Below are 22383 nucleotides of genomic sequence, written 5' to 3'. Positions count from 1 at the left end.
ACCGCATCACCTGCTCGGCTGAACGTCCAGGCCGACGAGGACCTTCTCCGTGTTCGAGAGGTCCCCGATGATCTTTCGGAGCGGCGGGGGTAGCTTCCGGACAAGCGTGGGGACGGCGAAGATCTGGTCGCCCCTGGCAAGCTGGGGGTGCTCGAGGAGGTCGATCACCTCGATCTCATATCTCCCGGCCAGGTGCTCCTCGCAGATCCTTTTTATGCTGGCGAACGCGGCGAGCGACTTCGGGGTCTGGCCGGCGACGTAGAGCCGTAAAATCCACTTCTCCCCGTTTTCGCCGGCAGTCTTCTCCGTATCGGTCATCGCTTCTCCTCCGTCTCCTCCCGTATTGTCCGAATCTTCTTATCATCATCGGATGCGTCGGCTTTCCGCAGTTCCCCGATTGCGCGGGTGTCCGCATCAATCACGCGCTGCCGGCGGCTCTCCGCCTCGATCATCCTCTGCAACTCCCCCTCACGCGAGACGAACTCATTCTGCAGGAGAGCGATCCGGGCCTCCATGATGCTCCGTTCCCGCTCCAGTTCGCGCTGCCGGGACGCGATCTCGTCTCTTCTGGCCTCTGCCTCCGCCCGCTCCTTCGCCTCCTGCACGAGCCGGGCGGTGCCCATGAACATCCCGGCAGGCCCGACGTAGACGTCGACGAACTCGATGCCGCCGCCGGTGATCCGGTATTCGCGGATCTGGTTGGAATGCCTCATCCCACGGGACTTCAGCACGTAGAGCCCGCGGTTGCGCTCCCCGGTGGATTCGATGTCCAGGAGCTGGATCAGGGTGTCGATGAGCGAGGAGACGGCAAGGTCCGAGGGCGCCATCTTCTTCCGCGTGTAGACCAGGTGGGTGAAGAGCGCGGTGATCCGGTTCGTTTTCAGGTAGTCGATCAGGCGCGTGAGCATGACCTTGACGTCTTTTGTGGAACCGATCGCGATGAGATCGGTCAGGGGATCGATCACCACGACCCCGGGCTGCTTCTCCTGAACCTGCTTCAGAAGCATGACGAGATGCATCTCAAGGCCGTACATCGTCGGCCGGGAAGAGTGGATCTCGAGGAGTCCGCTCTCGATGTGGGGCGCAAGGTCGATCCCGATCGACCGCATATTGCGCAGGATCTGGTCGGGAGACTCCTCGAAGGAGAAGTAAAGGCACTTCTCCCCGCGGAGGCAGGCGGCGTTCACGAAACTCGCCCCGAAACTGCTCTTTCCGGTGCCGGGCGTCCCCGCGACCATGATCGTGCTGCCGCGGTAGAAGCCCTCTCCATCGAGCATGGCATCGAGGCGCTCGACGCCGCTCGAGATGCGTTCGCTGGTGACGGTGTGCGAAAGACCGGTGGAGGTGATGGGCAGCACCGAGATCCCGTCCTCGTCGATCAGGAAGGGATACTCGTTGGTGCCGTGGACAGAACCACGGTACTTCACTACCCGCAGGCGGCGCGTGGAGATCTGGTCGTCCACCCGGTGGTCGAGGAGAATCACGCAGTCCGAGATATACTCCTCGAGGCCATGCCGGGTCATGGTCGTCCCCCCGCTCTCCCCGGTGACGACTGCGGTAACCCCTTTATCCTTCAGCCAGAAGAAGAGCCGCCGGAGTTCGGCGCGGAGGATGCCGGTGTTCGCGATACCGGAGAAGAGCGACTCGATGGTGTCGAGGACGATCCTTTTCGCGCCGATGGAGTCGATGGCATAGTTGAGCCGGATGAAGAGGGCTTCGAGATCGAACTCCCCGGTCTCGATGATGTCGCTCCGGGACACCTCCACGTGGTCGATCGCGAGCAGGTTCCTCTCCTGGAGATCGTTTAAGTCGTAGCCGAGCGATGCAACGTTCTCAACGAGATCTCCGGGTGTCTCCTCAAAAGAGATGAAGACGCCGGGCTCCCCGAAATCCAGCGCGCCGTGTACCAAAAATTCCATGCCGAGCAGGGTCTTGCCGGACCCTGCCTTCCCGACGACAAGGGATGTACGCCCTCTCGGCAGACCGCCCAGGGTGATCTCGTCGAGGCCCCGGATACCCGTCGGGCTCTTCGGCAACTCGATGCGTGCCGGTCCCCGGGATTGTTCTGTGTCGCGCATATATATCAACGCTAAGATGCCTGTTGAATTTCAGGGATGTTAAAGTGTGTTGTAGGAGTTGGGTGGTCGTGACGGGTCTGTATCCGTGCGTCTTTCTCTCCCGTGGACGGGGCATCCCTGGCCGGTTATGAGCGATCGTATCCCCGGCCCGAGAGGAGCGTGACCGTTTCACGCATGCACGTTTATGCCGGCCGTTTTCAGCCATACGCATACCCCGGATCGATGAAATGAAACTTCGGGTCCGCCGGGCCCGGAGCGGCCTGTTTCGTCCACGGCACCTATGAAACCGCCTTATTTATGAACAGAGATCACTTGTCGTATTCGAACGAAACCCGAACCCTGCGAATGTCTTTTTGGTGGAGCGGCTGCGATACCGGATCCGTTGCATTCACGGCACAGTACGCCCGTGACGCACGGCTGCCGGGAGATCCGGGATTGCGAAAGTAGTTATTTCATGCTTGAGTGAAACTGGTAAAGACACACGTTTCAACCCCTCGACGATCGAGAAGGGGTAATAAGCGTCTCCGGGGATAACGCGTGATGCAGGGTCAGGATCAGCAGTCCGGTACGAGCACTCCACATCTGCCGCGGGAGAAGGAACTCCTCCGCGTACTGGAGGAGCTCTATGGAGATTTTGCCGGAGCGGAAGAGGCGCTCTCGGCGATCCGGCGTGGAGAGGTCGATGCCTTTCTGGTCTCCACGGACGAAGGCGAGAAGGTTTATACCTTAAAGACCGCCGAGCATCCCTACCGCGTCCTCATCGAGCAGATGCGGGAAGGAGCGGCGCTTGTCTCCACTGACGGCATCATCCTCTACGGTAACCGGAGTCTGGCCCAACTACTTGCTATGCCCCTCGAGAGGTTGATGGGCGAGTCGATCCACGCCTTCATCGCTCCGAAGTCTGCGGAGGTTTTCCGCAGGATGCTGGAGGCAAATTCGTCCGGCAGTGCGGGCGAGAGCACGGTGCAGGCGCAGGACGGCAGCCGGGTTCCGGTACACCTCTCCTTGAAGCCGCTCTCCATGGACGGGGTACAGGTCTACTCCCTGGTTGCCCTGGATCTGACCGAACGCAAGCAGGCGGAGGAGACGCTGCAAAGAGCGTATGGCGAACTCGAGGACCGGGTCCGGGAACGGACGTCCGAACTCGAACACGCCAATACCCGGCTCCAGAGCGAGATCGAAGAGCGCAGGCGGGCGGAGGAAGAACTCCAGTCCATCGCCCGGTTCCCTGCCGAAAATCCCAATCCGACCCTGCGGCTTGAGAACGGGCGCACCATCATCTATGCCAACAGCGCAGCCCGGGCAACATTTGCAGAGGCGTTCGCCGGCCCCGGCACGGATGCCCCCGGGGATATTGCCGCGATAGCAGAAATGGCGCTGGCGTCCGGCGTCCGGCAGGAGGTGGAGCACCGCATCGGTGCCGAGACCTACCTTCTCACATTTGTTCCGTTAAGGGATCTGCACTACGTGAACGTATACGGAAAAAATATCACCGACCGCAAGCTGATGGAAGAAGCATTGCGCCGGAGCAAACAGTCCCTCGCGGCGGAACTCGACGCCGCCCGGCGCCTCCAGCAGGTCAGCACGCGGATGATCCAGGCCGACAGGGCCGAGGCGCTTTACGAGCAGATTCTCGATACCGCGATGACGATCCTCGACGCCGATTTCGCGAGTATCCAGATGCTTTATGCGGAACGCGGACCCGTAGGGGAACTCCGGCTCCTGGGCCATCGTGGATTCACCGAAGAGGCCGCCCGGTTCTGGGAATGGGTGCGCCCGGATTCGGAGAGTGCCTGCGGTAAAGCCCTCCTCACCGGGCAGCGCGTCATTGTCCCGGACATCCTGGACTGCGAATTCATGGCCGGCAGCGCTGACCGGGAGACATATCTTGAGACAGGTATCCGTGCCGTGCAGACCACGCCGCTCTACTCGCGTTCCGGCACTCTGCTCGGCATGCTCTCCACGCACTGGCGCCGGCCGTATGAGCCCACGGCGAACGAGCTGCGTTTCATCGATGTTCTGGCGCGCCAGGCCGCCGATTTCATCGACCGCAAGCGGGCCGAGGAGGCACTGCGCCGGAGCGAGGAGCGATTCAGGCTGCTCACCGAGAACGCCTCCGATATCGTCATCGTCCTCGATGAAGGGGGAACCATCTCGTATGCAAGCCCGTCGGTGAGACAGGTCGGGGGGTATGCGCCCGAAGAACTCATCGGACGGCATGCCGTCGAAATGACGCACCCCGACGATCTGCCGCTGGTGATGAACGCCCTCTCCACTGCTGCCGCCCATCCGGGAGAGAGGCTCCCCCTCGAAGTTCGGCTTCGGCACAGTTCGGGAAAGTGGCTGAACTTCGATATCATCGGTATCAACCTCTTAAAAGAGCCTGCCGTCCGGGGGTTTGTGGTGAATGCACGCGACATCACCGACCGGAGGAGGGCGGAAGATGCCCTCCGGGAGAGCGAGGAGAAGTACCGGAACCTCGTCGAGAACAGCATCGATGCAGTCCTTCTCACAGCTCCCGACGGTTCGGTCTTCTCTGCCAATCCTGAAGCTCGCCGGATCTTCGGCATGACCGAAGAGGAGCTGATCCGTGCAGGCAGGGACGGCGTCGTGGATCTATCGGACCCGCGCCTCCGACCCGCTCTTGAGGAAAGGGCCCGGACAGGGCTGTTCAGGGGAGAACTCAGGTACCGGCGAAAAGACGGGACCACCTTCCCCGGCGAGGTCTCGTCCGCACTCTACACGGACAGAGGCGGAAACGTCAGGACGACGATGATCATCCGGGATATCAGCGAGCGGAAGCGTGCGGAAGAAGCCCTGCGTCAGAGTGAGGAACGGTTCCACGGCATCTTCGACTGGGCAGGCGTCGGCATATCGATTGTCGATATGAACGGCCGCATCCTGGAAGCCAATCCACGGTTGAGAGAGATCCTGGGATACACCGCCGAAGAACTCTCCAACCTCACGTTTGCGGCGGTTACCCATCCTGACGACATGTATGTTGACCTGGATCTCTTTGAAGACATGCTCGCCGGCGCCCGGGATTCCTATGTCATCGAGAAGAGGTATCTGACAAAAGAAGGCCGTACTGTCTGGGGACGCATGACCGCATCTCTGCTCCGGGACGCAGAGGGCAGGCCGCACTATGCCATCGGGATGCTGGAGGATATCACCGACCGCAAGCGGACGGAAGAAGCGCTTGTGCGCCGCACCGAAGACCTCGTGCGGCAGAGCCGCGAGGTCGAGGCGGCACGCGACGAGGCGAACATGTACCTCGACATCATGACGCACGATGTGCGGAACGCGAACAACGTCTCGGGCATGTACGCCGATCTCCTGACCGAGCTCGCCGACGGCGACCTGAAGGCCTATGCGGAGAAGCTGCACGCCAGCATCGAGCGGAGCACCAACATCCTCCGTAACGTCGCCACCGTCCGGCGGATACATGAGGGAAGTATCGATCTTGTGCCGGTGAACCTTGATGCGGTCGTCCAAAACGAGATCGAGAGTTTTCCCGGGGCATCGATCCGGTATTCGGGCGCTCACATCGATGTGCTGGCGGACGGCCTTCTCCCGACCGTCTTCAACAATCTCATCAGCAATGCGGTCAAATACGGCGGCGCGGACGTTCTGATCACCATCAGGGTCGAGGAGCAGAACGGCGATGTTCGGGTCTCGGTCGAGGACACCGGCCCCGGGGTTTCGGACGAGGTGAAGGAGAAGATCTTCCGCCGGTTCGATCGGGGTATGGCAGGAGGCAAAGGCGAGGGTCTCGGGCTGTTCATCGTCCGGACGCTGGTGGAGCGCTACGGCGGGAATGTCCGGGTCGAGGACCGGGTGCCCGGCCGGCCGGGGGAGGGGGCAGCGTTCCGGTTCACGCTGAAGCCGGCTGCGTAGGGATCCCCTGGCACCGCCTGCCGCTGCCGGTAGAAGGGGGCGGGACTCCCGCGCATGGGGCCGCCGGAGATCTCCGGTTCATCGAATGAGCCGTTCTGGATGGACCGATGGCGGTTTTCCGGAACTTAAGGAAAGGTTTATCCCCGGGCATGCCTCCTCTATCATCAGGTGAGTTCGGATGCCTGAAACAGCTTATTGCGGATATTGCGGCCGGGAGTTCCCGATAAAAGAGCAAGCCGCAGGCGGAAGCGTACCTTACTGCAGCGCGGAGTGCCTGGAGGCGGCGGCGAAGCAGGACGCCGGGGAAGCCGGGCGCCGGCCGGGGAGACTCCTGGTCTCGGGTCGATCGCCCTGGAGCAGGTAACCCTGCAAGACAGGTTCTCCCCCGCCGTGAGACGGTGTGCGTAGCGGTGCAAAACGGCACTCATCGTCGAAGGGTGGGGACTCCGGTGCGGTGGTGCACGATCCTGCAGTGTGCAGTCTCCGGCGTATGCAGAACCGCGGCACGCCCGCCGTGGCGTAGCGCAACCCGGGACATAATCCTTCGCGAGGGGTAACGAAGATTCAGGACGGTATTGGCCAACTCGCATCAAACGTCAGGGTGATTCTTTTTCGGATAGCCGGAAGGAGATCGATCAGTCCGTCGACCCGGCCCTTCTCCGAAAGACCGGGCCCGTAACGGCCGAAAAAAAGGGGTCAGAGATACTCGTATATCAGAACGGCGACATCGTTTACGTCGTCCGTCACGCCCTGCAGGTCGTCCATCGACGCAAGGCCGGCGATGTTGTTGACGTAGATCGCAAACGTGACCGGCGTTCCCTTCGCCGTCGTCATATAGCCGAGCAGGCCGCGGGTGTAGAGGAAGATCCCGCCCTGCTGGTCGCCGCCCGCCGAGGTTCCGGTCTTGGCACGGATCGCACCGTAACCCGGGTCTCCCGGTCGGGCATTGCCTGCAAGCGTCCCGTCCACGCCGAGGACCGGCATGGCGTCGGAGAGCGGGGCATGCAGTTCCGTCCCCGCCATGTAGACCGCGAGCTCGGTCGCCGCGAGGGGACTGATCCGGTTCACGATGCTCCCCTCGCCGTCGGCGAGCATCAGGGTGTCGGGGTTCACCCCGATCTCTTCGAGAAACGCCCCTTCGACAAAGAGCCCGGCCTCGACCGTATCGTAGCCCTCGTGAGCGGCGATGATCCCGAGCAGGCAGTTCGCGTAGAGGTTCTGGCTCACCTTCAGGGTCACCTTCGCGTACTCGGAGAGCGGCGGAGAGACGAGTTCGGCGACTTTGGCCGACCCGTATCCGTCGGGAAGGTCCCCCGACGGGTTCTCCCCGGCCGCCGGTGTCGAGATCGCCACCCCGGCGTTCTCAAGCGCGTCGATGAAGAGGCTTCTCGCGAACGCCGCCGGGACCTCCACGTTCGAGGTCAGATTAACCGATCCTGCGTCCGCCGGCACCGTCCCGGCCACCTCGATCACTGCCTGCCCGGTGTAGGCGGGGATCGTCACCGTCGGCGCCGAGCCCGGCGCCCCGGTCACGACGCGGCTTTCGACCGTGTATGCGGACGATCGCGGCCGCCAGTCGACCGTCGCCGGCTCTCCCTCCCGCCCGGGAACGATCGTCACGTCGATCAGGTTGTCGTTGACGACGATCGGCGTCACCAGCGCCTCGGACATCATCTGCGTCTCGCAAAAGAGCCGGTCGTCGACGATCACGTCATCTGCCGCCGTGATCCCGGCCGCAGCAACCTGTTCGGCCAGGCTCTCGAGCCCGGCGAGCGGGTCGGCTCCGACGAGCAGGCAGTCCCCGAACGCCCAGGCATCGCCGTGATCCTCGTTCGTGAACGCAAGGGTGCCGTTCGGCCCGGCCCGGCCGCCCATCGCAAGGTCGCCCGAGGCCACCAGCACCAGGTCGTCGCCGACCCGGTACACCGGCGTCCTGAACCGGTAGTCGGGGCCGAGAACGTCGAGAGCGGTCGAGACGGTGAAGACCTTCGTCGTCGAGCCCGGCGTGAAGAGACGGTCGCCGTTCATCGAGAGCAGCACCTCGCCGGTGGAGGTGTCCCGCGCCATCATGCCCCACGTGGCGTAATCATACCGCTCCTGCAAGATGACGGCATCGATCCGTTCTTTGAATTCGGTTGCGTTCGCGGCGTCGGACGCCATAACGGTCTCGGTCGGGGCCGTGGCGGTGCAGCCCGCAGCGCAGAGCGCGGCAAGAACAATCAATACTGCGCCCGCGACGGTAAGCAACCGGCGGCCTGTTGGCGGCGTTCCGACAATTTGCGCATTCATAGCCGGAGGTTTGAGTTCTGCGGATTTAGGCGTTTTGAAAAGCGGTTAAGGCAACGGGGTGGCACGGGTCTTCGTGCACCCGGGGGAGATATCGGGGAACGAAGAGACGGGGTGCGACGGAGCGCTGTTCTGCTGAAGAGGGAGAAGACGGGAACGCCGCCAACAGGACTCGAACCTGTGACATGCTGGTTAACAGCCAGCCACTCTACCAACTGAGTTATGGCGGCACACAAGTGCTCTATAATGTCTTGACTGAATCGTATTAAACATTACGGGAATTCTCTTTCCGGATAACCAGGAGAAGATCGATCAATTCGTCGACCTCGGCGTCCAGAGTAGAAAGAAGGTCGCCTGCAAGGGGTGTCGCCACCGCGCCGGCCGGCGAGGCGCGGATGTATCCCTCCTGCTCCAGGATGCGTAGCGAGTAGCGGACCCGGTGGTAGGGGAGATCCAGGATGTCGGCGAGTTTCATGATGCCGATGGGCTGGTGCTCCACGACCGCCCGGATCACCTCCAGGTGCCTTGAGACAAGTTCAATCTCGGATTTGATCTTTGCCAGCATGGATTTACCCGCGTGGGTGCAACGCGCACTCTTATGGTTGTTCGTGCAGCCAGACCTTCGTCTGCGCATACTGCTTCCGGAACGATATGGAGAGGGCCGCCCCTACCGTGAGGAGGAGAAGGCCGATCGCAAGGCCGATGGTCCCTTCGGGCGCGAACCGGAAGAGGACGAAGACACCCATGGCGAAGCAGAGGACGATGACGTTGAGCATGACCGTCAGCATGACGAACTTTGCCTTGAAGACCTGTTTGGTTGCCTCATCCATTATTCATACTTGAACGCGGGGGTAAAAGTACTTGTGGTTTCAACGGAAGAGTTGGTAGAATGAATGGACTGGATTCGGCTATCCGGGACGCGGATACCGCGGCATACGCGGCCTACGGCTCATCTCTGGATGCCAACGTGCGCTATCTGACCCGGTTCCGCACCACCGACCCCGTGGTCTACGTCCAGAAGCCTGGCGAGCGCGGGATGATCGTCGTCCCGCAGATGGAGCACGAACGTGCGGTCCGGGAATCGACGGCGGCGGTCGCCACCCGTGCCGATGCCGGGTATCTCGATTACATCAAGGCCGGAGAGCCGCGCTGGCGTGCGACCGCCCACATGATCGCCGACCTCGCCGGCGGCCCCGTCCTCGTCCCCGCGAACTTCCCGCTCGCCCTCGCGAGAGAACTCGAGTCCTTCCACCCGGTCGTGCTCGACGAGCGGGGAGCGGTCGAGGCGATGCGGGCGGTCAAGGCGCCGGAAGAGATCGAGCGGATACGCTCGGTCCAGCGGGCCACCGAGGCCGCGATGGAGCACGGGATGGCGCTCATCCGGTCGTCCGTCCCGAAAGGGGGCGTCCTTTACCGGGATGGCGCGCCCCTCACCTCCGAAGCCGTCCGCGCCGGGATGCACGCCTACCTGCTCGCCCACGGCTACCGCGGGGTCGACACCATCGTCTCCTGCGGGCCCGACACCGCGCTCCCCCACAGCCCCGGCGCAGGGCCGCTCCGGGAGAACGAACCGATCGTCATCGACATCTACCCGCAGGACGAACTGACCGGCTATCACGCCGACATGACCCGGACGGTCGTGAAAGGCGAGCCCTCTCCTGCAATCCGGGAGATGTACGAGGCTGTGCGGGACGCAAAGACCCACGCCGTATCGATGCTCCGTGCCGGTGCCGTCGGCGCCGATCTCTACCGCGCGACGGTCGAGTTCTTCCGCGACCGCGGCTACGAGAGCAACACGCAGGGGTTCACCCACAGCCTCGGCCACGGCGTCGGGCTCGAGGTGCATGAAGAGCCGTCGCTCGGGCCGCAGGGCGGGGAGCTCTGTGCCGGCAACGTCGTCACGATCGAACCGGGGCTCTACTACCCCGGAACCGGCGGCGTCCGCCTGGAGGATATGGGCGCGGTGACAGAGACCGGGTTTGACCGGTTCACCCAATACGGAGAGGAGCTCACGCTATGATCATGGACGACGAAGTTTACGACGCCTACCGGGAAGCAGGGGCGCTGGCAAGGAAGGTGCTCCGCCGGGGCGCGGGGCTCGTGAAGGAGGGGGCGCCCCTCCTCGATATGGTTGAAGAGACGGAGAATATGGTGACGAAGGAGGGGGCGCTGCTCGCCTTCCCCTTAAACGTCTCCTTCAACGAGGCCGCGGCCCACGACACCGCCATGCCCGGGGACGAGCGGATCTTCGCCCGGGGCGACCTCGTCAAGGTCGATCTCGGGATCCACGTCGACGGCTACATCGCCGACACCGCGATGACCGTCGACCTCGGCGACCACGGGCCGCTCGTCGAGGCGTCCCGGGCGGCCCTCGAAGCGGCGATCGGGGCCGTCCGGCCGGGAGTCGTCACCGGGGAACTCGGGACGATCATCCAGGCGGCGATCGAGGAGCACGGCTACAAACCGGTCGGAAACCTCACCGGACACGGCCTCGACCGCTACGACCTCCACGGAAAGCCCATGATTCCGAACGTCGCGATGAACGGCGGCACTGTCCTCGAAGAAGGGATGGTCTTTGCAATCGAGCCCTTCGCGACGACAGGGTCGGGGAAGGTCACCGAAGCCCCGAGGGTGGAGATCTACAAACAGATCGCAGCCCGGCCCGCACGCCTCCCGTCGGCAAAGCGGATCCTCGAGACCGCCCGGCCGCGCAGGGGGCTCCCGTTCTCCCGCCGCTGGGTTCCGGGGGACAAGGTCGAGATCGGGCTCTCAACCCTTGTGCGGAACGGGATCCTTCATCCCTTCCCGGTGCTGCACGACGTCCCGGGTTCGTTCGTCTCGCAGGCGGAGCACACCATGTTCGTCACGGAAGAGGGGTGCGAGGTCACCACCCGGTGAGTTACGCTTATTGATGCCGCGCGCAAATATGTCTGCTCATAGATATGACCGGCGACACAGGTACACGTGACGTCCTCGCCATCATGGAACTCCTGCTCACCGCGGAGATATTCAACCGGAACGAGGAACTCGATATCAACGACCTTCACCCGCGATGCCGGGAGTTCTTCGGTGCCGGGAGCGGCGGGAGCCGCGAGGTGAAGCGTCCCCTGATTGTGAGCGAGGGAGCGATCAAGAAGGTGCTCGGTACCCCGGATGCCGTCTACCAGGCCGTTCGCGCAAATCCGTTCGTCGGTTACGACGAGTTCGGGCAGCGGCTGAACCTGCCTTCGCTCGACACGGCGGCGGGATGGTTCCTCAAGAAAGGCGGCGAGGAAAGGGTCGGGGAGAACCCCGTCCTCGCGTACTTCTTTGACGGGAAAGACGGCGTTGCAGCCCGGTACCGCGACGTCCGGGCGAAAAATCGCCGGTTCGAGGATACCCGGGAGTACGTGGAAGCGAAGGTCTCCCGGATCATCGGGGAGAGCGAAGAGATGCGGGAGGCCCGCGACCTCATCATCATCAGCGCACCGGACGAGGTCGAGTTCACGCTTGCGAAACTGGTCTGCACGCCCCGGCAGGAGGAGACCATCAAGAAGATCGGCGTCGCCCTCGAGCACCGCGACTTCTTAAAGCGGCACGGCATCTACGAGTTCGGCCGGCTCCTCTTCGTCGGCCCGCCTGGAACCGGGAAGACCTCGCTTGCGCTCGCGATGTCGCGGACGCTCCACATGCCGGTGCTCGAGGTCCGTCTCGCGATGGTCACCTCCCAGTACCTGGGCGAGACCTCGAAGAACATCGACCGGATCTTCGACCTCGCGAAGAAACTCTCGCCCTGCATCCTCTTCATCGACGAGTTCGACTTCGTCGCGAAGACCCGGGTCAGCGACGACCACGGCGCGATGAAACGCGCGGTGAACATGCTCCTCAAAAACATCGACCAGATCAGTTTCGTCAAGAACGGCGTCCTCCTCATCGGGGCGACGAACCACCCCCGTATCCTCGACGAGGCGGCCTGGCGGCGCTTTGACGAGGTGGTGGAGTTCCCGCTCCCCGACCGGGAGATGCGGCAGGCAATCCTCGAGAAGGTCGCCGCCACGATCGAGTGCGACTGCGACTTCGCAGACCTTGCCGCCCGCACGGAGGGGTTCTCTGGCTCCGATCTGAGGATGATGATGAAAGAAGCGGTGATGTCGGCGCTGATGGAGGACCGGCACCGGGTCGACCCGGTGGACATCGAGCAGGGGCTCCTCCGGGCGGAGGAGAGGAACGTCATCCGGACAGGGCGCTAAGATGCGTATCACGCTGCTCGGGACCGGGGACGCCATCGGGACGCCGAAGGTGGGGTGCGACTGCGAGAACTGCCGCGCGATGATCGCGGCGGGGCGGTCACGGCTCCGGACGTCCCTCCTCGTCGAGACGGAGGGCAGGCACATTCTCATCGATTCTTCCCCGGATCTCCGGCAGCAACTCCTCCGGGCCTGTTCGCCCCACATCGACGCCGTCCTCTGGTCGCACGGCCATTACGACCACTTCATCGGGTTCGGGGAGTTCTACCGGGTGCAGAAGGTGCCTCCGGCCTACGCGGCGCCGCCGGTGATGGACTACTGCTCGGGCTACCTCCACTTCCTGCCGTTCGAGAAGCACCCGGTCCCGGTCTACGAGCCGTTCGACCTCTTCGGCGTGACCTTCACGTTTTTTGAGGTGAACCACCCGCCGGTCTACACCTGCGGGCTTCTGATCGAGCACGACGGCGTGACGGTCGCCTACACCGCCGACACGCGGGAGGATATCCCGAAGAGGAGCAGGGATCTCCTCGAAAATACCGATATCGATCTCCTCTTCGTCGACGCCATCGCTCCCGAAGGCTACTCCATCACCAAGCACATGAACTACGCCGAGGCGGTCCGGTTCGCCCGCGGCGTCGGGGCGAGGGACTACCGGTGCGTCCACATGAGCCACCTGGTCCCGCCGGGGATGCCGCACGCCGGGTACGACATGGAAACGTTCTGCTGGGAGTGAGCCAGGGGGAGGGCGCGCATTCAGGCTTGGACCGGCCCCCCGTCATCGGATGTCCATCCGCACAAGGCACAGATACTGTGTGAAGACGAACAACGATGTCTCGATCGAGGAGCGGCACCCCTACGAGGTTCTGCCCCGGGCGGTGGCGGAGGAACTCCCCTTCGTCCGGGTCCGAAACCCGGCCTTCGACGTGACGCCCGCGGAGTACGTCGACCTGATCGTCGCCGAGCAGGGCGCGATCCCGCCGGGGCTGGCGTTCACGGTGATCCGGGACTACCTCGGGTGGAGGATCGAGGAACTGCGGTGATACGGCATCCGACGAGGGGATGCTCTAGGAGGTCGAGCGGTCGCGTGGGGGTCTCTGAGCGGGGAGGATCTATGCCCTCGCCGGGTCGCCCCCTTCTGTCGCTGCCGGTCTTAACGAAAACTCGTCGCGGAGATCCGAAACGCCCCCTCGCCCGCTTCCTCCGCGTCGAACGAGACGGACAGGGTCTTTGTACCGGCCCGGTCCATGGTGACGGATTCGCTGTACGGCCTGCCCGCTGCATCCCGGACGGTCAGCGTGAACGAGGCACGGGCAGGATCGAAGATCCCATAGTTCCGGTTGGCGCAGGTCACCGTAAACATGTTCCTCCCGAGCCCGGCCACGACATCCGTGCCGGAAGAGGCGACCGTCTCGTTGAGGTCCGAGTCGATCCAGACCCGCCCCTGGGGATGGGTGCCGGCGGTGACGTTCTCGCAAAAGACGATACGCCCGCTCGCGGTGTCTATAACGTGCACCTCTCCGTCCGGCCAGAACAGCGTAACCGTCATACAGGCCACCGCGATGAGAAGGACTGGAATCACGCTCCTGCAAAATGCGTTCCCGGTTCAATCATCATAACGAGCCTTCGTGCGATCATGAGGACGGACAGGGGCGGCCCCTGCCCGTCGCCCCGGCCGCCGTCCACGTTTCGGACAGTTCGGTGTGAACGCGTTCCATCCCGCCGGCACGGAGATAACGCCGCAATCGGCAGCGCCACGGTGGATGAGCTGATGCCGAAGAGGCGTTTTGACCTCAGGGTTTCGAACAACCATTCATGCGCATCCCGGAGAACATGGGGCTGCTGGCGGGAATAGTGGTTGTGGGCCCGTGTTCTCCGGGTATGCTCCAGGGGCAGGGACACGACGCCAATCGAGGGTCTCAGCCCCCGGTGGGATACCGCATGCGGTATCGCCAAGCAGAACTCCGTTGTTATTCCTTATACCTTTTCTAGGACAACCACCAATTCGTCCGGGCGTTCAAAGATCCCGGTCTAGGGAAAAGAGCAGGCCTGCAGATATCGGAGCCTGGTACTCCGGTGCTTCCCCTGGAAACCGGCTGCAGGCAGAGTACGCGCACCCGGGGCTGGACCATTACCGGATATCCATCCGCATGAACCCCACGTATGCGGCGGCGAAGAATACGCACGGCAGCGTGATGAGTGCAACAATGTTTGCCCATATCCTGCCGAGAATTTCGTCCAGGCCGGGCTGTGTCTCCGGCGGCCCCTCGGTGAACGAGTAAGGATTATTATCCATTGTCATGGCAATCTTTGGGTTGGTGACGGCCGTTGCGGTCTTCTGATAGTTGACGTTCGGGGAGAGCAGCGAGATCAGCGATGATGCCGCGGCCCGCTTTTCCCAGTAAGACCGCATCTCCTGCTCATACTGCTCGAATTCCTCCGGGTCGACATTCATGGGGGTATAAAAAGTTCCCTGGACCCCGGCAGGCTGTTCGGGAGGCGAACCGGCAATCATCTCGGCGGCTGTCCACCCGAAGATCGGTACCGCTGATGAGATGAGCAAAAAGATAATCAGAGTAAAGATGAGGGCGGTTCCGCTGTCCGGCGCGACGGCGGACATCAGGAGAGCCAGCGAGAAGTAGGTCAGAACAAATATCCCGGAGACAACGGTAAACACCAGGATTGCACCCAGTTCGTCCATGGTGGGTACGATACCCACAACAAGGAGGATGGCGACCGATACCGCGACCGTCGCGCCGAGGGCGATCGCCAGGACCAGGGCGCTGCCGAGTGCTTTTCCGTTCACGACCTCGTCCCGGTAGACCGGGTGAGAGAGGAGGGTCTTGAGCGACCGGGTCTCCTTTTCTTTTGAGACGAGGTCGAACCCCATGGCGATGCCGAGGAACACCCCGAACATCACGAAGTAATCGGCCATCTTCGTAAATATGAGCAGGGGTGACGGCTTTTCGGGCATATACCTCGGCATATAGGTGTCGGAGGAGACGGACTGCATCTGCTGTGCGTACGATGCAAGCATATCCCCATACTGGTTCGCGCCGTCGTGGACGCCGATCGCGGAGATGAGCAAGAACAGCGCAAATATGCAGAGGAAACGCCGGCTGGTCGACTGGTCGACGAACTCTTTCTGCAGCACGACGAAGAGGCCGGACGTCACGGAACGCCACCTCCGGTGGAGGACAGGGGAGGCAGAACGCCGCTGTAACGCCGCATGATGAGGGTGTGTGTCGACACCGCGCCGTCACCTGTATGTCTCATCACGGATGACGGGGACCGGGTTTTCGGGGAGACCCCGCATATTACCGGAAAATACAGCATTGTTGTCATTTTGCATCCAGATTGTTACCGCAAGTCGATCCGCATGAACCGCACATAGGCGACGGCGAGGAAGATCATCGGGAACGCAACGAGACCGACGATATTCTGCCAGAATCGGCCCAGCACATCTTTGAGACCGGGTTCTTCCGCAACGGCTCCCCCGTCCCCGCCGCCGGAATGAAGGGACCCCAGCATCTTTATCATCGTTTCATAGTTGCCGTTGGGGCTGAGTGCCAGAATGGTGTTCTTGACATCGTCGTACGTCGCGCTGCGATCGTTCCTCTCCTCCAGGTACTGCTGTACCTCGTCCGGCGTGGGATTGTCGCCGGGCCACGCCGGGATGGGGCCGGCGGCTGAGACGGCCGAACTCTCTGCAACGACGGGCACTATCGCCGAGAAGAGGATGAAGATCGCCATCGCCCAGGCGAGCGCCCGGCCGCCGTCTTCGCTGAATGCGGAGAATGCAACGGCGACGCCGAAGTACGCGAGCAGGTAGAGGATCGTGGCGCCCCAGCAGAGCACCACGATTGCCGCATCATGAGGGGTGACGGTAAGCCCGGCGACGAGCACCGCACCCAGCGCCAGGATGAACGGCACGGCCGATGCAAGCACCAGCACGACGGCGCCGCCTACGGCCTTTCCGGTGATGACCTCGTCGCGATAGACCGGCCGGGAGAGGAGCATCCGGAGCGACCGGGTCGAACGCTCCCCGGAGATGAGGTCGAACCCCACGGCGATCGCGAGCAACGGCCCGAAGAGGAGGAACTTTTCCCCTACGCCGAGGAAGATCCACAACACCGATGGGAGGTTAGGAGAAGATGTAAACGGCGATGTCGATAAGTGGTCGGCACGCGCCGCCCTCTCCAGGAGAAACACATACCACTCCATTGCATTCGTGTAACTAGCAAGGCCTCGCTCCAGGGCAAAGAGAGTCAGAATGCCGAAGAGCGCGAGCACCAGGAGGAACGTCCGGTCGGTGAGGTGGTCGGCGAACTCCTTTCGTGCGATGATCGCTACACGAGAGAGGTCGATTTTCATTGGCGCATCACCGGACATCCATCCTCTGGAACGCTATATACGCGATCCCGAAGAGCACGAACGGTGCTGTGAAAAGCACCAGCACGTTCTGCCAGAACCGTGCGAGGGCGTCCGCCGGGCGTGCCGTCCCGTCGCCGGGGAGGAGAACTACGGAACCCTCAATGAACGAGTAGGTAGTGAGCCGCGGTTCAAGAGCACTCTTTGCAACCAGTTCGTAGTTCCACTGCGGCGAAAAGACTGTTACGACGCTGTTCACCAGTGCGAGCCGGGTCTGGTAATCTTCCCGTTCGGAGGGGCCCGCACCCAGAGGGTGAGCACCGGCAACGACGTCCTTCGCAACCGCTCCCACCGTCGGGACGAGGGCGGAAAAGATGAAGAACGCGATCAGCGCATACAAAAATGCCTTTCCAGTCCGGGGCACCACCGTCGAGATCGCCAGGGCGAGACTGAAGTAGAACGCCAGAAACGCAACCGTTACGATCCCAAAGAGAGAGATCGAGACCAGATCGTCCGGGCCGGGCACGATCCCTTCGATGAGAAGGACTGCCAGCGAAACGGCAAGCCCCGCGGCAACGAGTATTCCCAGGGCAAAAAGGCCTCCGAGCGCCTTGCCGGTGATGATCTCGTCCCGGAAGATCGGCCGGACGAGGAGCAACTTGAGCGAACCGGTCTGCCGCTCCCGTGAGATGAGATCGAACCCCATGGCGATCGCAAGGATTGCCCCGACGGTAGAGAGTTCTCCGGGGAGGCGGGTGTAAACGTCCGCGGCGTTCGGAAGGCTGCTACCGAACTCTTCGACACCCCATGGGGTGACGACGGGACCGGCAGCATACGCCGCCTGAGTCGCCTGGTATCCAGTAAGACCCTGCTGGAAAGGGAGGATGCAGACCACGATCAGCAGGAGCGCAAAGGCAAGAAACGTCCAGTTCGTCAGGTGGTCGGTAAGTTCCTTACCGGCCACCGTCAGTAGGCCACTCGGAGCTGCTTGGTTGCTCCGGGTTATGGACATGGGTTGTCACCGTTCATATTCTCACACTCTATGGGGCGAAGGGACCGCAGCTTACGAGGAAGTGACGGTCCCACATTGGAACTACCAGGGGGAGGCTACTGCAGAGGTGTCCAGCCGTTCTGATCGAACCAGCTCTTCGATACGACACCGTTCTCGACTAACGCACGGTATCCCCGGGTCTGGTAGTCGCCCGGCGCTGGATTGGAATATGTTCCATATGCACCAGCGCCATCCACGTTGTAATAGTGCTCCATGGGAGTGCTCACAACATGGTTGCTCGACGATCCGCTATTAGGTCTATACCAGAGGTTAGCCTGGATATAGATCTCATCCATCACCTCTGTCACGTCGGTTTCAGCGTAGTACTGGATCCGGGTCGGCACCGTCTCTTTGTACGATGTCGCATAGTCCGATGCCGAATAGGCACTCACCGCAGGAACGGCGACCAAGGCGGCGAGCAACATGGCCATGAGTACAACCCTGAGAGGGTGATCTTTTTTCTGTGTCATTTTGTTCCTCTAATCTTCGGAATGGTGCTAGGAGGAGCGCTAAATCACAATGACTATCCCTGATGGCAGCCAACAACTCAGTCGTCCTCCGGGCACGCTGTGGGAGCCGGGACACGACGCCAATCGATCTTCCTGGCCCCCGCGGGATACCGCATGCGGTATCGCCAATCGAGACGTCGCCGTTGCTCCTCTTAACGTTTCTGTGCTTACCATCGAATTGTCATCGCGGCCTTGACCCGCTGGTTCCTCCCGGTTTACAATGTTCGCCCCGATTCATGACTGGTATGGGGTGTTTTCGGTAGAAATCGATCCGAATCTCTTTCTCGTGAGCGTGGTGCATATGTAGAACTGAAATCCGCATACGTTCCGCGGATGCTGAAAAATCTGTAATATTGTGGGTCTTCTGGCCGTATCCCGGTGCGCGTGCGCGTCGTCGTGGTTCGGGTCATGGGGATGGAAGACGATCTGGGTGTAGTATATCGACTCGGTGGCTCGGACCGATATCGGGGGTTACGGCCTCCTTGATGGGCGCGCAGAACCTCCTTGTCGCAGGTCGGGTTCTCCAGGGGCGCCTATGAAACTGCCGGGTTTTGCCATTCCGGGGAGATTCTCCGTTATTGATCCTGAACGCCGTTCTGGCCTCCAGGATTGCGCCAGGGGATAACTTCCACTGGAAAGTCTCCATGCCGTCCGTATTGCAGGTATCAGAGGCTTATTCGATGAAAACGGTGATGCGGACTTCCCGCTGACGATTCGACGCTCGACACAGAACATTTAAGGTCAGGAATCTGGACATAGAGCATAGTGGTATCATGAATGCAACGAAGTGCAGTGCACAGGTTGTTGAAAGAATCCTTGTTGCCGCACTGCTCACCTCCCTCCTAGTCTCCGGCGCTGCAGCCCTGCCCTGCACGACCGCCGGCGGGATTGCGGTAGCGCCCGCCGACGATGTGAGCGACAGGGTGGAACTCATCCGGTCGGTCGGCGGCACGATACACCCGGGCGAGTATCAGACTGTCTGGAAGTCGGTGCCGTCGGGCGTGAGAACCATTGTGGTCAACCTTGACTGGAGCGGCCACCAGCATCCCGGAACCGATTCTCTTGCCCTGACCATAACCCCGCCGGGCAGCGGCGTGCTCGGCCCGTACCGTGACGGTGTCGACGGAAGGATGGACGAGAAGATCTCTCTCGCCCTCTCAGGGTCCGATTCCCTGCCGTCCGGCATGTGGAAGTTCCTGATCTTCGGGGAAGACGTTCCGGAGGAGGGAACGGAGTATACGCTGAATGTTATCTATTACTACTGATGGATGTAGAGGCACTGTAGGGGGCCGGACCGTGCACAGAGCGGCTGACCTGTTCATTGTCCTGTCCCTGGCCCTGCTCCTCCTCTGGAGTCCTGCGACGGCAAAGATCATCGTCGAGCCAGGTCCCGCTGAACTCCCCACTGATGGGATAAACGTCGACGACGAGTTCTTCATGCCGCTCTGGTCCTACCCGCCGATGGAGTTGCTCACCATTCTCCTTCTCCTCCACTGCCCGCTCCTCGCGATGCCCTTCGAATTCGTCTATTCTACCGGCGTCACGGCGTACCTCGGCTACCGGACCTCACGCTGCCCCCTGGACAACAAGAAACGGTCCCGGATCTACGCCTGCATCCGGGATCACCCGGGGATCGCGCCCGCGGAGATCGCCCGTATCACCGGGATCAACAGGGGAACCACCCGTTACCACCTCTCTCGTCTCCGGGAGGCCGGTCTGGTCAGTGCCCTGTATCGAGACGGCAGGGTGGGCTGTTTTCGGAACGGCGACTATGATACGGCCGAGAAGGTCGTATGCCTGCACCTCCAGAACGGCACGCGTCGGCAGATTTTTGCCCTTCTCCTTGAAAAATCCGGCATCACGCAGTCGGAGATTGCCGATATTGTCGGCATCTCGCGCTCCACGGCTGCCTGGCACCTGCGACGGCTCGCCGCAGATGGGCTCGTTGAAGCGAATCGCGATGGCCAGACAGTGTGCTACACGCTCACCGGCGAGGCACTGGTGCCTTCCGGGGGTTGCGAGGGGACGGCAGACGGCACGGTGCCCCTCCTTCCCTGGAACGGAACGGGTGCCGAAAATCGTGCCGACTCCCCCCCGGTAGGCGATCCGGGCCCTACCGCAACTCCTCGATCTTCCACCCCAGGTAGTCCCGGATCACCGTGAACGCCAGCCCCGGCGGGATCGCCCCCTGCTCGGTGACGATCAGGTCGACGTACTCCGCGGGCGTCACGTCGAAGGTTGGGTTCCTGACCCGGACGAAGGGTAGTTTCTCCGCCACCTCCCGGGGGAGCACCTCGGCCGTATCCCGCTCCTCGATCTCGATCAGTTCACCGAGGATCGTCCTCGGGGCGAACTTGTAGGTCTCGGCCGCCACGATGACGTTCGTCCGCGCCTCGTGTGCGGCGTGCGCAATCTGGGCGGTCCCGATCTTGTTCACCACCGCGCCGTTCACCGCTATTGCGTCGGCGCCGACGACGACCAGGTCGACGTCGTTGATGAAGTAGCGGACCGCCGAGTCGACGATATAGTTTGTGCGGATCCCGGCGTCGTTCAACGTCCTGATGGTGATGAGCCCCTGGCCGCGGGGCCGGACTTCCGTCGCGTAGACCTCGATATCCTTCCCCTGCCGGTGGGCCTCCAGGATGCACCCGAGCGCCGCCTCGGAGTTGCAGTGGGTCAGGAGGACGTCGCCGTCGGAGATGTGGCGTGCCCCGATTGCCGCTATCCGTTCGACCGCGTGCTCCGAGTGCTCGACGAACTCCGCAGCCCGGGCAAGAACCGCGTCCCGTGCGGCTTCCACCGAATCGAACGAGTCCAGAGCCCGCATCACGGAGCGCACAGCGTTCGGAAGCGAGACGGCGGTCGGCCGGGTTTCGGTGAGGATATCGGCCGCCTTCCTCATCTCCTGCTTGAATGTATCGGGGTCCGATGCGTCGAGATTTGCGGCATAATCGGCCAGTGCTTCCACCGCCGCCCGGGCGATCCTGCCGGCGCCCCGGATCTCCATACTCTTTATGCTTGCTGCCGTCTCACTCAATACCATACGTCCTCATTGAAGAGAGGACAAGAGACTACATAGACTTATTGACGTGAGAATATGTCGGTAGCCGTTGTTTTTGATAGTGCAGGCACACTTCTGCGGACTTACCGGGTAGCACGCGACATCCTCCACGACGAGATGCTGACCGAGGTCGAGACCACGACCATCACCTTCGGTTCGGACGCCCGGGTGCTCGTCGTTCTCCACCTCCATTCCCGGGACGTCATGGAGGCGCCGGAGGATCAGTGCCTCTCCGAGTTCTTCCTGGAGCAGTCGATCGGGTTCGGCGTGGCCTGTTCCCGCCGGGTCATCCCCGCCGAAGAGGTCGGGAACCTCCTCTACAACGACGAACATGCCCGCATCGGCGACCTGCAGGCATGTATCCGGCAGGTCTGGAGCTGCTGCAAGAAAGAGTCGATCGTCACCATGAACAGCGGCGTGATCCTGAACATGGAGATCCCCGGCATCGAGTTCACGGTGACGACCGGCGGGAGGCCGTTTGAGGGTGCAAAAGAGGCCATCAGCGAACTGCACCGGATGGGTGTTCCCGCATACATAGCATCCGGCGATCGCGTCGCAAAACTCGAACGGATGGGCGATTATCTCGGAATCCCGCGGGAAAGGGTCTACGGTGTCGCAACCCCCTCGATGAAAGCACGGATCGTGGAGGATCTCAAAGAGCAGTACGATAACGTTGTTATGGTTGGAGATGCCATCAACGACCTGAACGCCTTCCGGAAGGCGGACCTCGCGGTGCTCACCGAACAGCAGTCGGATCGGAAACCGCCCGTCCTTTATGCGAGCGTGGATCGGGTGATCCACAACGTCAGCGAGGTGCCCGGTATCGTGGCAGAACTCCTCACGGATACCGCGGCGACCGGGAAAAGTGCAACAATATAAACCCTAATATGATACCAGAAGAAGATTA

General features: G+C 62.1%; 20 protein-coding genes and 1 tRNA gene. 9 read left to right on the top strand and 12 right to left on the bottom strand.

Annotated elements, in window-relative coordinates:
• Nucleotides 1-6: 6 nt before the first annotated feature.
• A complete protein-coding gene (locus SZ63_RS04850; protein WP_048182019.1) occupies nucleotides 7-318 on the bottom strand; it encodes a circadian clock KaiB family protein in 312 nt (103 codons plus the stop codon).
• Nucleotides 315-2078 carry a circadian clock protein KaiC gene (gene kaiC, locus SZ63_RS04845; RefSeq protein WP_048182014.1) on the bottom strand — a complete coding sequence of 588 codons (1764 nt, stop codon included), beginning with the start codon at nucleotides 2076-2078 and terminating at the stop codon, nucleotides 315-317. The genes SZ63_RS04850 and kaiC overlap by 4 nt, the downstream gene beginning before the upstream one ends.
• Nucleotides 2079-2618: 540 nt before the next feature.
• Here kaiC and SZ63_RS12375 point away from each other — a divergent pair.
• Nucleotides 2619-5975 (top strand): PAS domain S-box protein, encoded by a 3357-nt coding sequence (locus SZ63_RS12375; RefSeq protein ID WP_052959059.1) that lies wholly within the window; start codon nucleotides 2619-2621, stop codon nucleotides 5973-5975.
• 696 nt (nucleotides 5976-6671) lie between these two features.
• On the opposite strand, the gene dacB is transcribed toward SZ63_RS12375, so the two are convergent.
• The 4 genes from dacB to SZ63_RS04820 all read right to left on the bottom strand — a co-directional run bounded on the left by dacB (nucleotide 6672) and on the right by SZ63_RS04820 (nucleotide 9091).
• Complete coding sequence (dacB, locus tag SZ63_RS04835) at nucleotides 6672-8264, bottom strand: D-alanyl-D-alanine carboxypeptidase/D-alanyl-D-alanine endopeptidase (protein WP_048182011.1); 1593 nt, start codon at nucleotides 8262-8264, stop codon at nucleotides 6672-6674.
• A gap of 154 nt (nucleotides 8265-8418) precedes the next feature.
• Nucleotides 8419-8491: transfer RNA gene (locus SZ63_RS04830), tRNA-Asn, on the bottom strand.
• A gap of 35 nt (nucleotides 8492-8526) precedes the next feature.
• Nucleotides 8527-8826, bottom strand: coding sequence for a hypothetical protein (locus SZ63_RS04825; protein ID WP_011844927.1), 300 nt, complete (start codon nucleotides 8824-8826; stop codon nucleotides 8527-8529).
• 31 nt (nucleotides 8827-8857) lie between these two features.
• Entirely contained in the window at nucleotides 8858-9091 is a 234-nt protein-coding gene (locus SZ63_RS04820) for a hypothetical protein (protein WP_048182004.1), read from the bottom strand.
• Nucleotides 9092-9150: 59 nt separating this feature from the next.
• On the opposite strand from SZ63_RS04820, the gene SZ63_RS04815 reads away from it, so the two are divergent.
• From SZ63_RS04815 to SZ63_RS04795, 5 genes are all read left to right on the top strand, one after another.
• Nucleotides 9151-10281 carry a M24 family metallopeptidase gene (locus tag SZ63_RS04815; RefSeq protein WP_048181998.1) on the top strand — a complete coding sequence of 377 codons (1131 nt, stop codon included), beginning with the start codon at nucleotides 9151-9153 and terminating at the stop codon, nucleotides 10279-10281.
• Complete coding sequence (gene map, locus SZ63_RS04810; protein WP_082122653.1) at nucleotides 10278-11159, top strand: type II methionyl aminopeptidase; 882 nt, start codon at nucleotides 10278-10280, stop codon at nucleotides 11157-11159. The genes SZ63_RS04815 and map overlap by 4 nt, the downstream gene beginning before the upstream one ends.
• Before the next feature lie 44 nt (nucleotides 11160-11203).
• Nucleotides 11204-12490: an ATP-binding protein gene (locus SZ63_RS04805; protein WP_048181992.1), complete on the top strand. Its 1287-nt coding sequence runs from the start codon at nucleotides 11204-11206 to the stop codon at nucleotides 12488-12490.
• 1 nt (nucleotide 12491) lies between these two features.
• Nucleotides 12492-13220 carry an MBL fold metallo-hydrolase gene (locus SZ63_RS04800; RefSeq protein ID WP_048181986.1) on the top strand — a complete coding sequence of 243 codons (729 nt, stop codon included), beginning with the start codon at nucleotides 12492-12494 and terminating at the stop codon, nucleotides 13218-13220.
• Between the two features lie 79 nt (nucleotides 13221-13299).
• Nucleotides 13300-13527, top strand: coding sequence for a translation initiation factor eIF-2B alpha/beta/delta subunit family protein (locus SZ63_RS04795; RefSeq protein ID WP_048181982.1), 228 nt, complete (start codon nucleotides 13300-13302; stop codon nucleotides 13525-13527).
• 110 nt (nucleotides 13528-13637) lie between these two features.
• Here SZ63_RS04795 and SZ63_RS04790 read toward each other — a convergent pair whose 3' ends face one another.
• The 5 genes from SZ63_RS04790 to SZ63_RS04770 all read right to left on the bottom strand — a co-directional run bounded on the left by SZ63_RS04790 (nucleotide 13638) and on the right by SZ63_RS04770 (nucleotide 18376).
• Nucleotides 13638-14033, bottom strand: a complete 396-nt coding sequence (locus tag SZ63_RS04790) for a hypothetical protein (protein ID WP_048181978.1) — start codon at nucleotides 14031-14033, stop codon at nucleotides 13638-13640.
• 582 nt (nucleotides 14034-14615) lie between these two features.
• Complete coding sequence (locus SZ63_RS04785) at nucleotides 14616-15659, bottom strand: ABC transporter permease (protein WP_048181971.1); 1044 nt, start codon at nucleotides 15657-15659, stop codon at nucleotides 14616-14618.
• 185 nt (nucleotides 15660-15844) lie between these two features.
• Nucleotides 15845-16858 (bottom strand): ABC transporter permease, encoded by a 1014-nt coding sequence (locus SZ63_RS04780; protein WP_048181965.1) that lies wholly within the window; start codon nucleotides 16856-16858, stop codon nucleotides 15845-15847.
• 7 nt (nucleotides 16859-16865) lie between these two features.
• The gene (locus tag SZ63_RS04775) at nucleotides 16866-17819 is read right to left on the bottom strand and encodes an ABC transporter permease (RefSeq protein ID WP_241481246.1); all 954 of its coding nucleotides are present in this window, start codon (nucleotides 17817-17819) and stop codon (nucleotides 16866-16868) included.
• A gap of 143 nt (nucleotides 17820-17962) precedes the next feature.
• Nucleotides 17963-18376, bottom strand: a complete 414-nt coding sequence (locus tag SZ63_RS04770) for a hypothetical protein (protein ID WP_048181960.1) — start codon at nucleotides 18374-18376, stop codon at nucleotides 17963-17965.
• A gap of 812 nt (nucleotides 18377-19188) precedes the next feature.
• Between SZ63_RS04770 and SZ63_RS04765 the strand changes: the two genes are divergently transcribed.
• Nucleotides 19189-19680 carry a hypothetical protein gene (locus SZ63_RS04765; RefSeq protein ID WP_048181957.1) on the top strand — a complete coding sequence of 164 codons (492 nt, stop codon included), beginning with the start codon at nucleotides 19189-19191 and terminating at the stop codon, nucleotides 19678-19680.
• Nucleotides 19681-19711: 31 nt separating this feature from the next.
• Nucleotides 19712-20578: a winged helix-turn-helix transcriptional regulator gene (locus SZ63_RS04760; RefSeq protein ID WP_241481245.1), complete on the top strand. Its 867-nt coding sequence runs from the start codon at nucleotides 19712-19714 to the stop codon at nucleotides 20576-20578.
• Here the strand turns inward: SZ63_RS04760 and SZ63_RS04755 are convergent.
• Nucleotides 20529-21458 carry a ribose 1,5-bisphosphate isomerase gene (locus tag SZ63_RS04755; protein ID WP_048181954.1) on the bottom strand — a complete coding sequence of 310 codons (930 nt, stop codon included), beginning with the start codon at nucleotides 21456-21458 and terminating at the stop codon, nucleotides 20529-20531. The two genes, SZ63_RS04760 and SZ63_RS04755, sit on opposite strands and share 50 nt — an antisense overlap.
• A 54-nt stretch (nucleotides 21459-21512) precedes the next feature.
• Between SZ63_RS04755 and SZ63_RS04750 the strand changes: the two genes are divergently transcribed.
• Entirely contained in the window at nucleotides 21513-22355 is an 843-nt protein-coding gene (locus SZ63_RS04750; protein ID WP_048181951.1) for an HAD family hydrolase, read from the top strand.
• The last annotated feature ends 28 nt before the right edge of the window (nucleotides 22356-22383 follow it).

It is taken from the genome of Methanoculleus sediminis (assembly GCF_001017125.1).
Lineage (GTDB): Archaea > Halobacteriota > Methanomicrobia > Methanomicrobiales > Methanoculleaceae > Methanoculleus > Methanoculleus sediminis.
The sequence above is the reverse complement of the archived record's forward strand: the minus strand, read 5'-3'. Positions and strand labels throughout refer to the sequence as shown.

What these genes read in the sequence shown, in the direction of transcription:
- SZ63_RS04765 (WP_048181957.1), top strand. Translation starts at nt 19,189, where the DNA reads ATGAATGCAACGAAGTGCAGTGCACAGGTTGTTGAAAGAATCCTTGTT.
- SZ63_RS04800 (WP_048181986.1), top strand. Translation starts at nt 12,492, where the DNA reads ATGCGTATCACGCTGCTCGGGACCGGGGACGCCATCGGGACGCCGAAG.
- SZ63_RS04755 (WP_048181954.1), bottom strand. Translation starts at nt 21,458, where the DNA reads ATGGTATTGAGTGAGACGGCAGCAAGCATAAAGAGTATGGAGATCCGG.
- SZ63_RS04770 (WP_048181960.1), bottom strand. Translation starts at nt 18,376, where the DNA reads ATGACACAGAAAAAAGATCACCCTCTCAGGGTTGTACTCATGGCCATG.
- SZ63_RS04850 (WP_048182019.1), bottom strand. Translation starts at nt 318, where the DNA reads ATGACCGATACGGAGAAGACTGCCGGCGAAAACGGGGAGAAGTGGATT.
- map (WP_082122653.1), top strand. Translation starts at nt 10,278, where the DNA reads ATGATCATGGACGACGAAGTTTACGACGCCTACCGGGAAGCAGGGGCG.
- SZ63_RS04825 (WP_011844927.1), bottom strand. Translation starts at nt 8,826, where the DNA reads ATGCTGGCAAAGATCAAATCCGAGATTGAACTTGTCTCAAGGCACCTG.
- SZ63_RS04805 (WP_048181992.1), top strand. Translation starts at nt 11,204, where the DNA reads ATGACCGGCGACACAGGTACACGTGACGTCCTCGCCATCATGGAACTC.
- SZ63_RS04820 (WP_048182004.1), bottom strand. Translation starts at nt 9,091, where the DNA reads ATGGATGAGGCAACCAAACAGGTCTTCAAGGCAAAGTTCGTCATGCTG.
- SZ63_RS04815 (WP_048181998.1), top strand. Translation starts at nt 9,151, where the DNA reads ATGAATGGACTGGATTCGGCTATCCGGGACGCGGATACCGCGGCATAC.
- dacB (WP_048182011.1), bottom strand. Translation starts at nt 8,264, where the DNA reads ATGAATGCGCAAATTGTCGGAACGCCGCCAACAGGCCGCCGGTTGCTT.
- SZ63_RS12375 (WP_052959059.1), top strand. Translation starts at nt 2,619, where the DNA reads ATGCAGGGTCAGGATCAGCAGTCCGGTACGAGCACTCCACATCTGCCG.
- kaiC (WP_048182014.1), bottom strand. Translation starts at nt 2,078, where the DNA reads ATGCGCGACACAGAACAATCCCGGGGACCGGCACGCATCGAGTTGCCG.
- SZ63_RS04750 (WP_048181951.1), top strand. Translation starts at nt 21,513, where the DNA reads ATGTCGGTAGCCGTTGTTTTTGATAGTGCAGGCACACTTCTGCGGACT.
- SZ63_RS04780 (WP_048181965.1), bottom strand. Translation starts at nt 16,858, where the DNA reads ATGAAAATCGACCTCTCTCGTGTAGCGATCATCGCACGAAAGGAGTTC.
- SZ63_RS04790 (WP_048181978.1), bottom strand. Translation starts at nt 14,033, where the DNA reads ATGACGGTTACGCTGTTCTGGCCGGACGGAGAGGTGCACGTTATAGAC.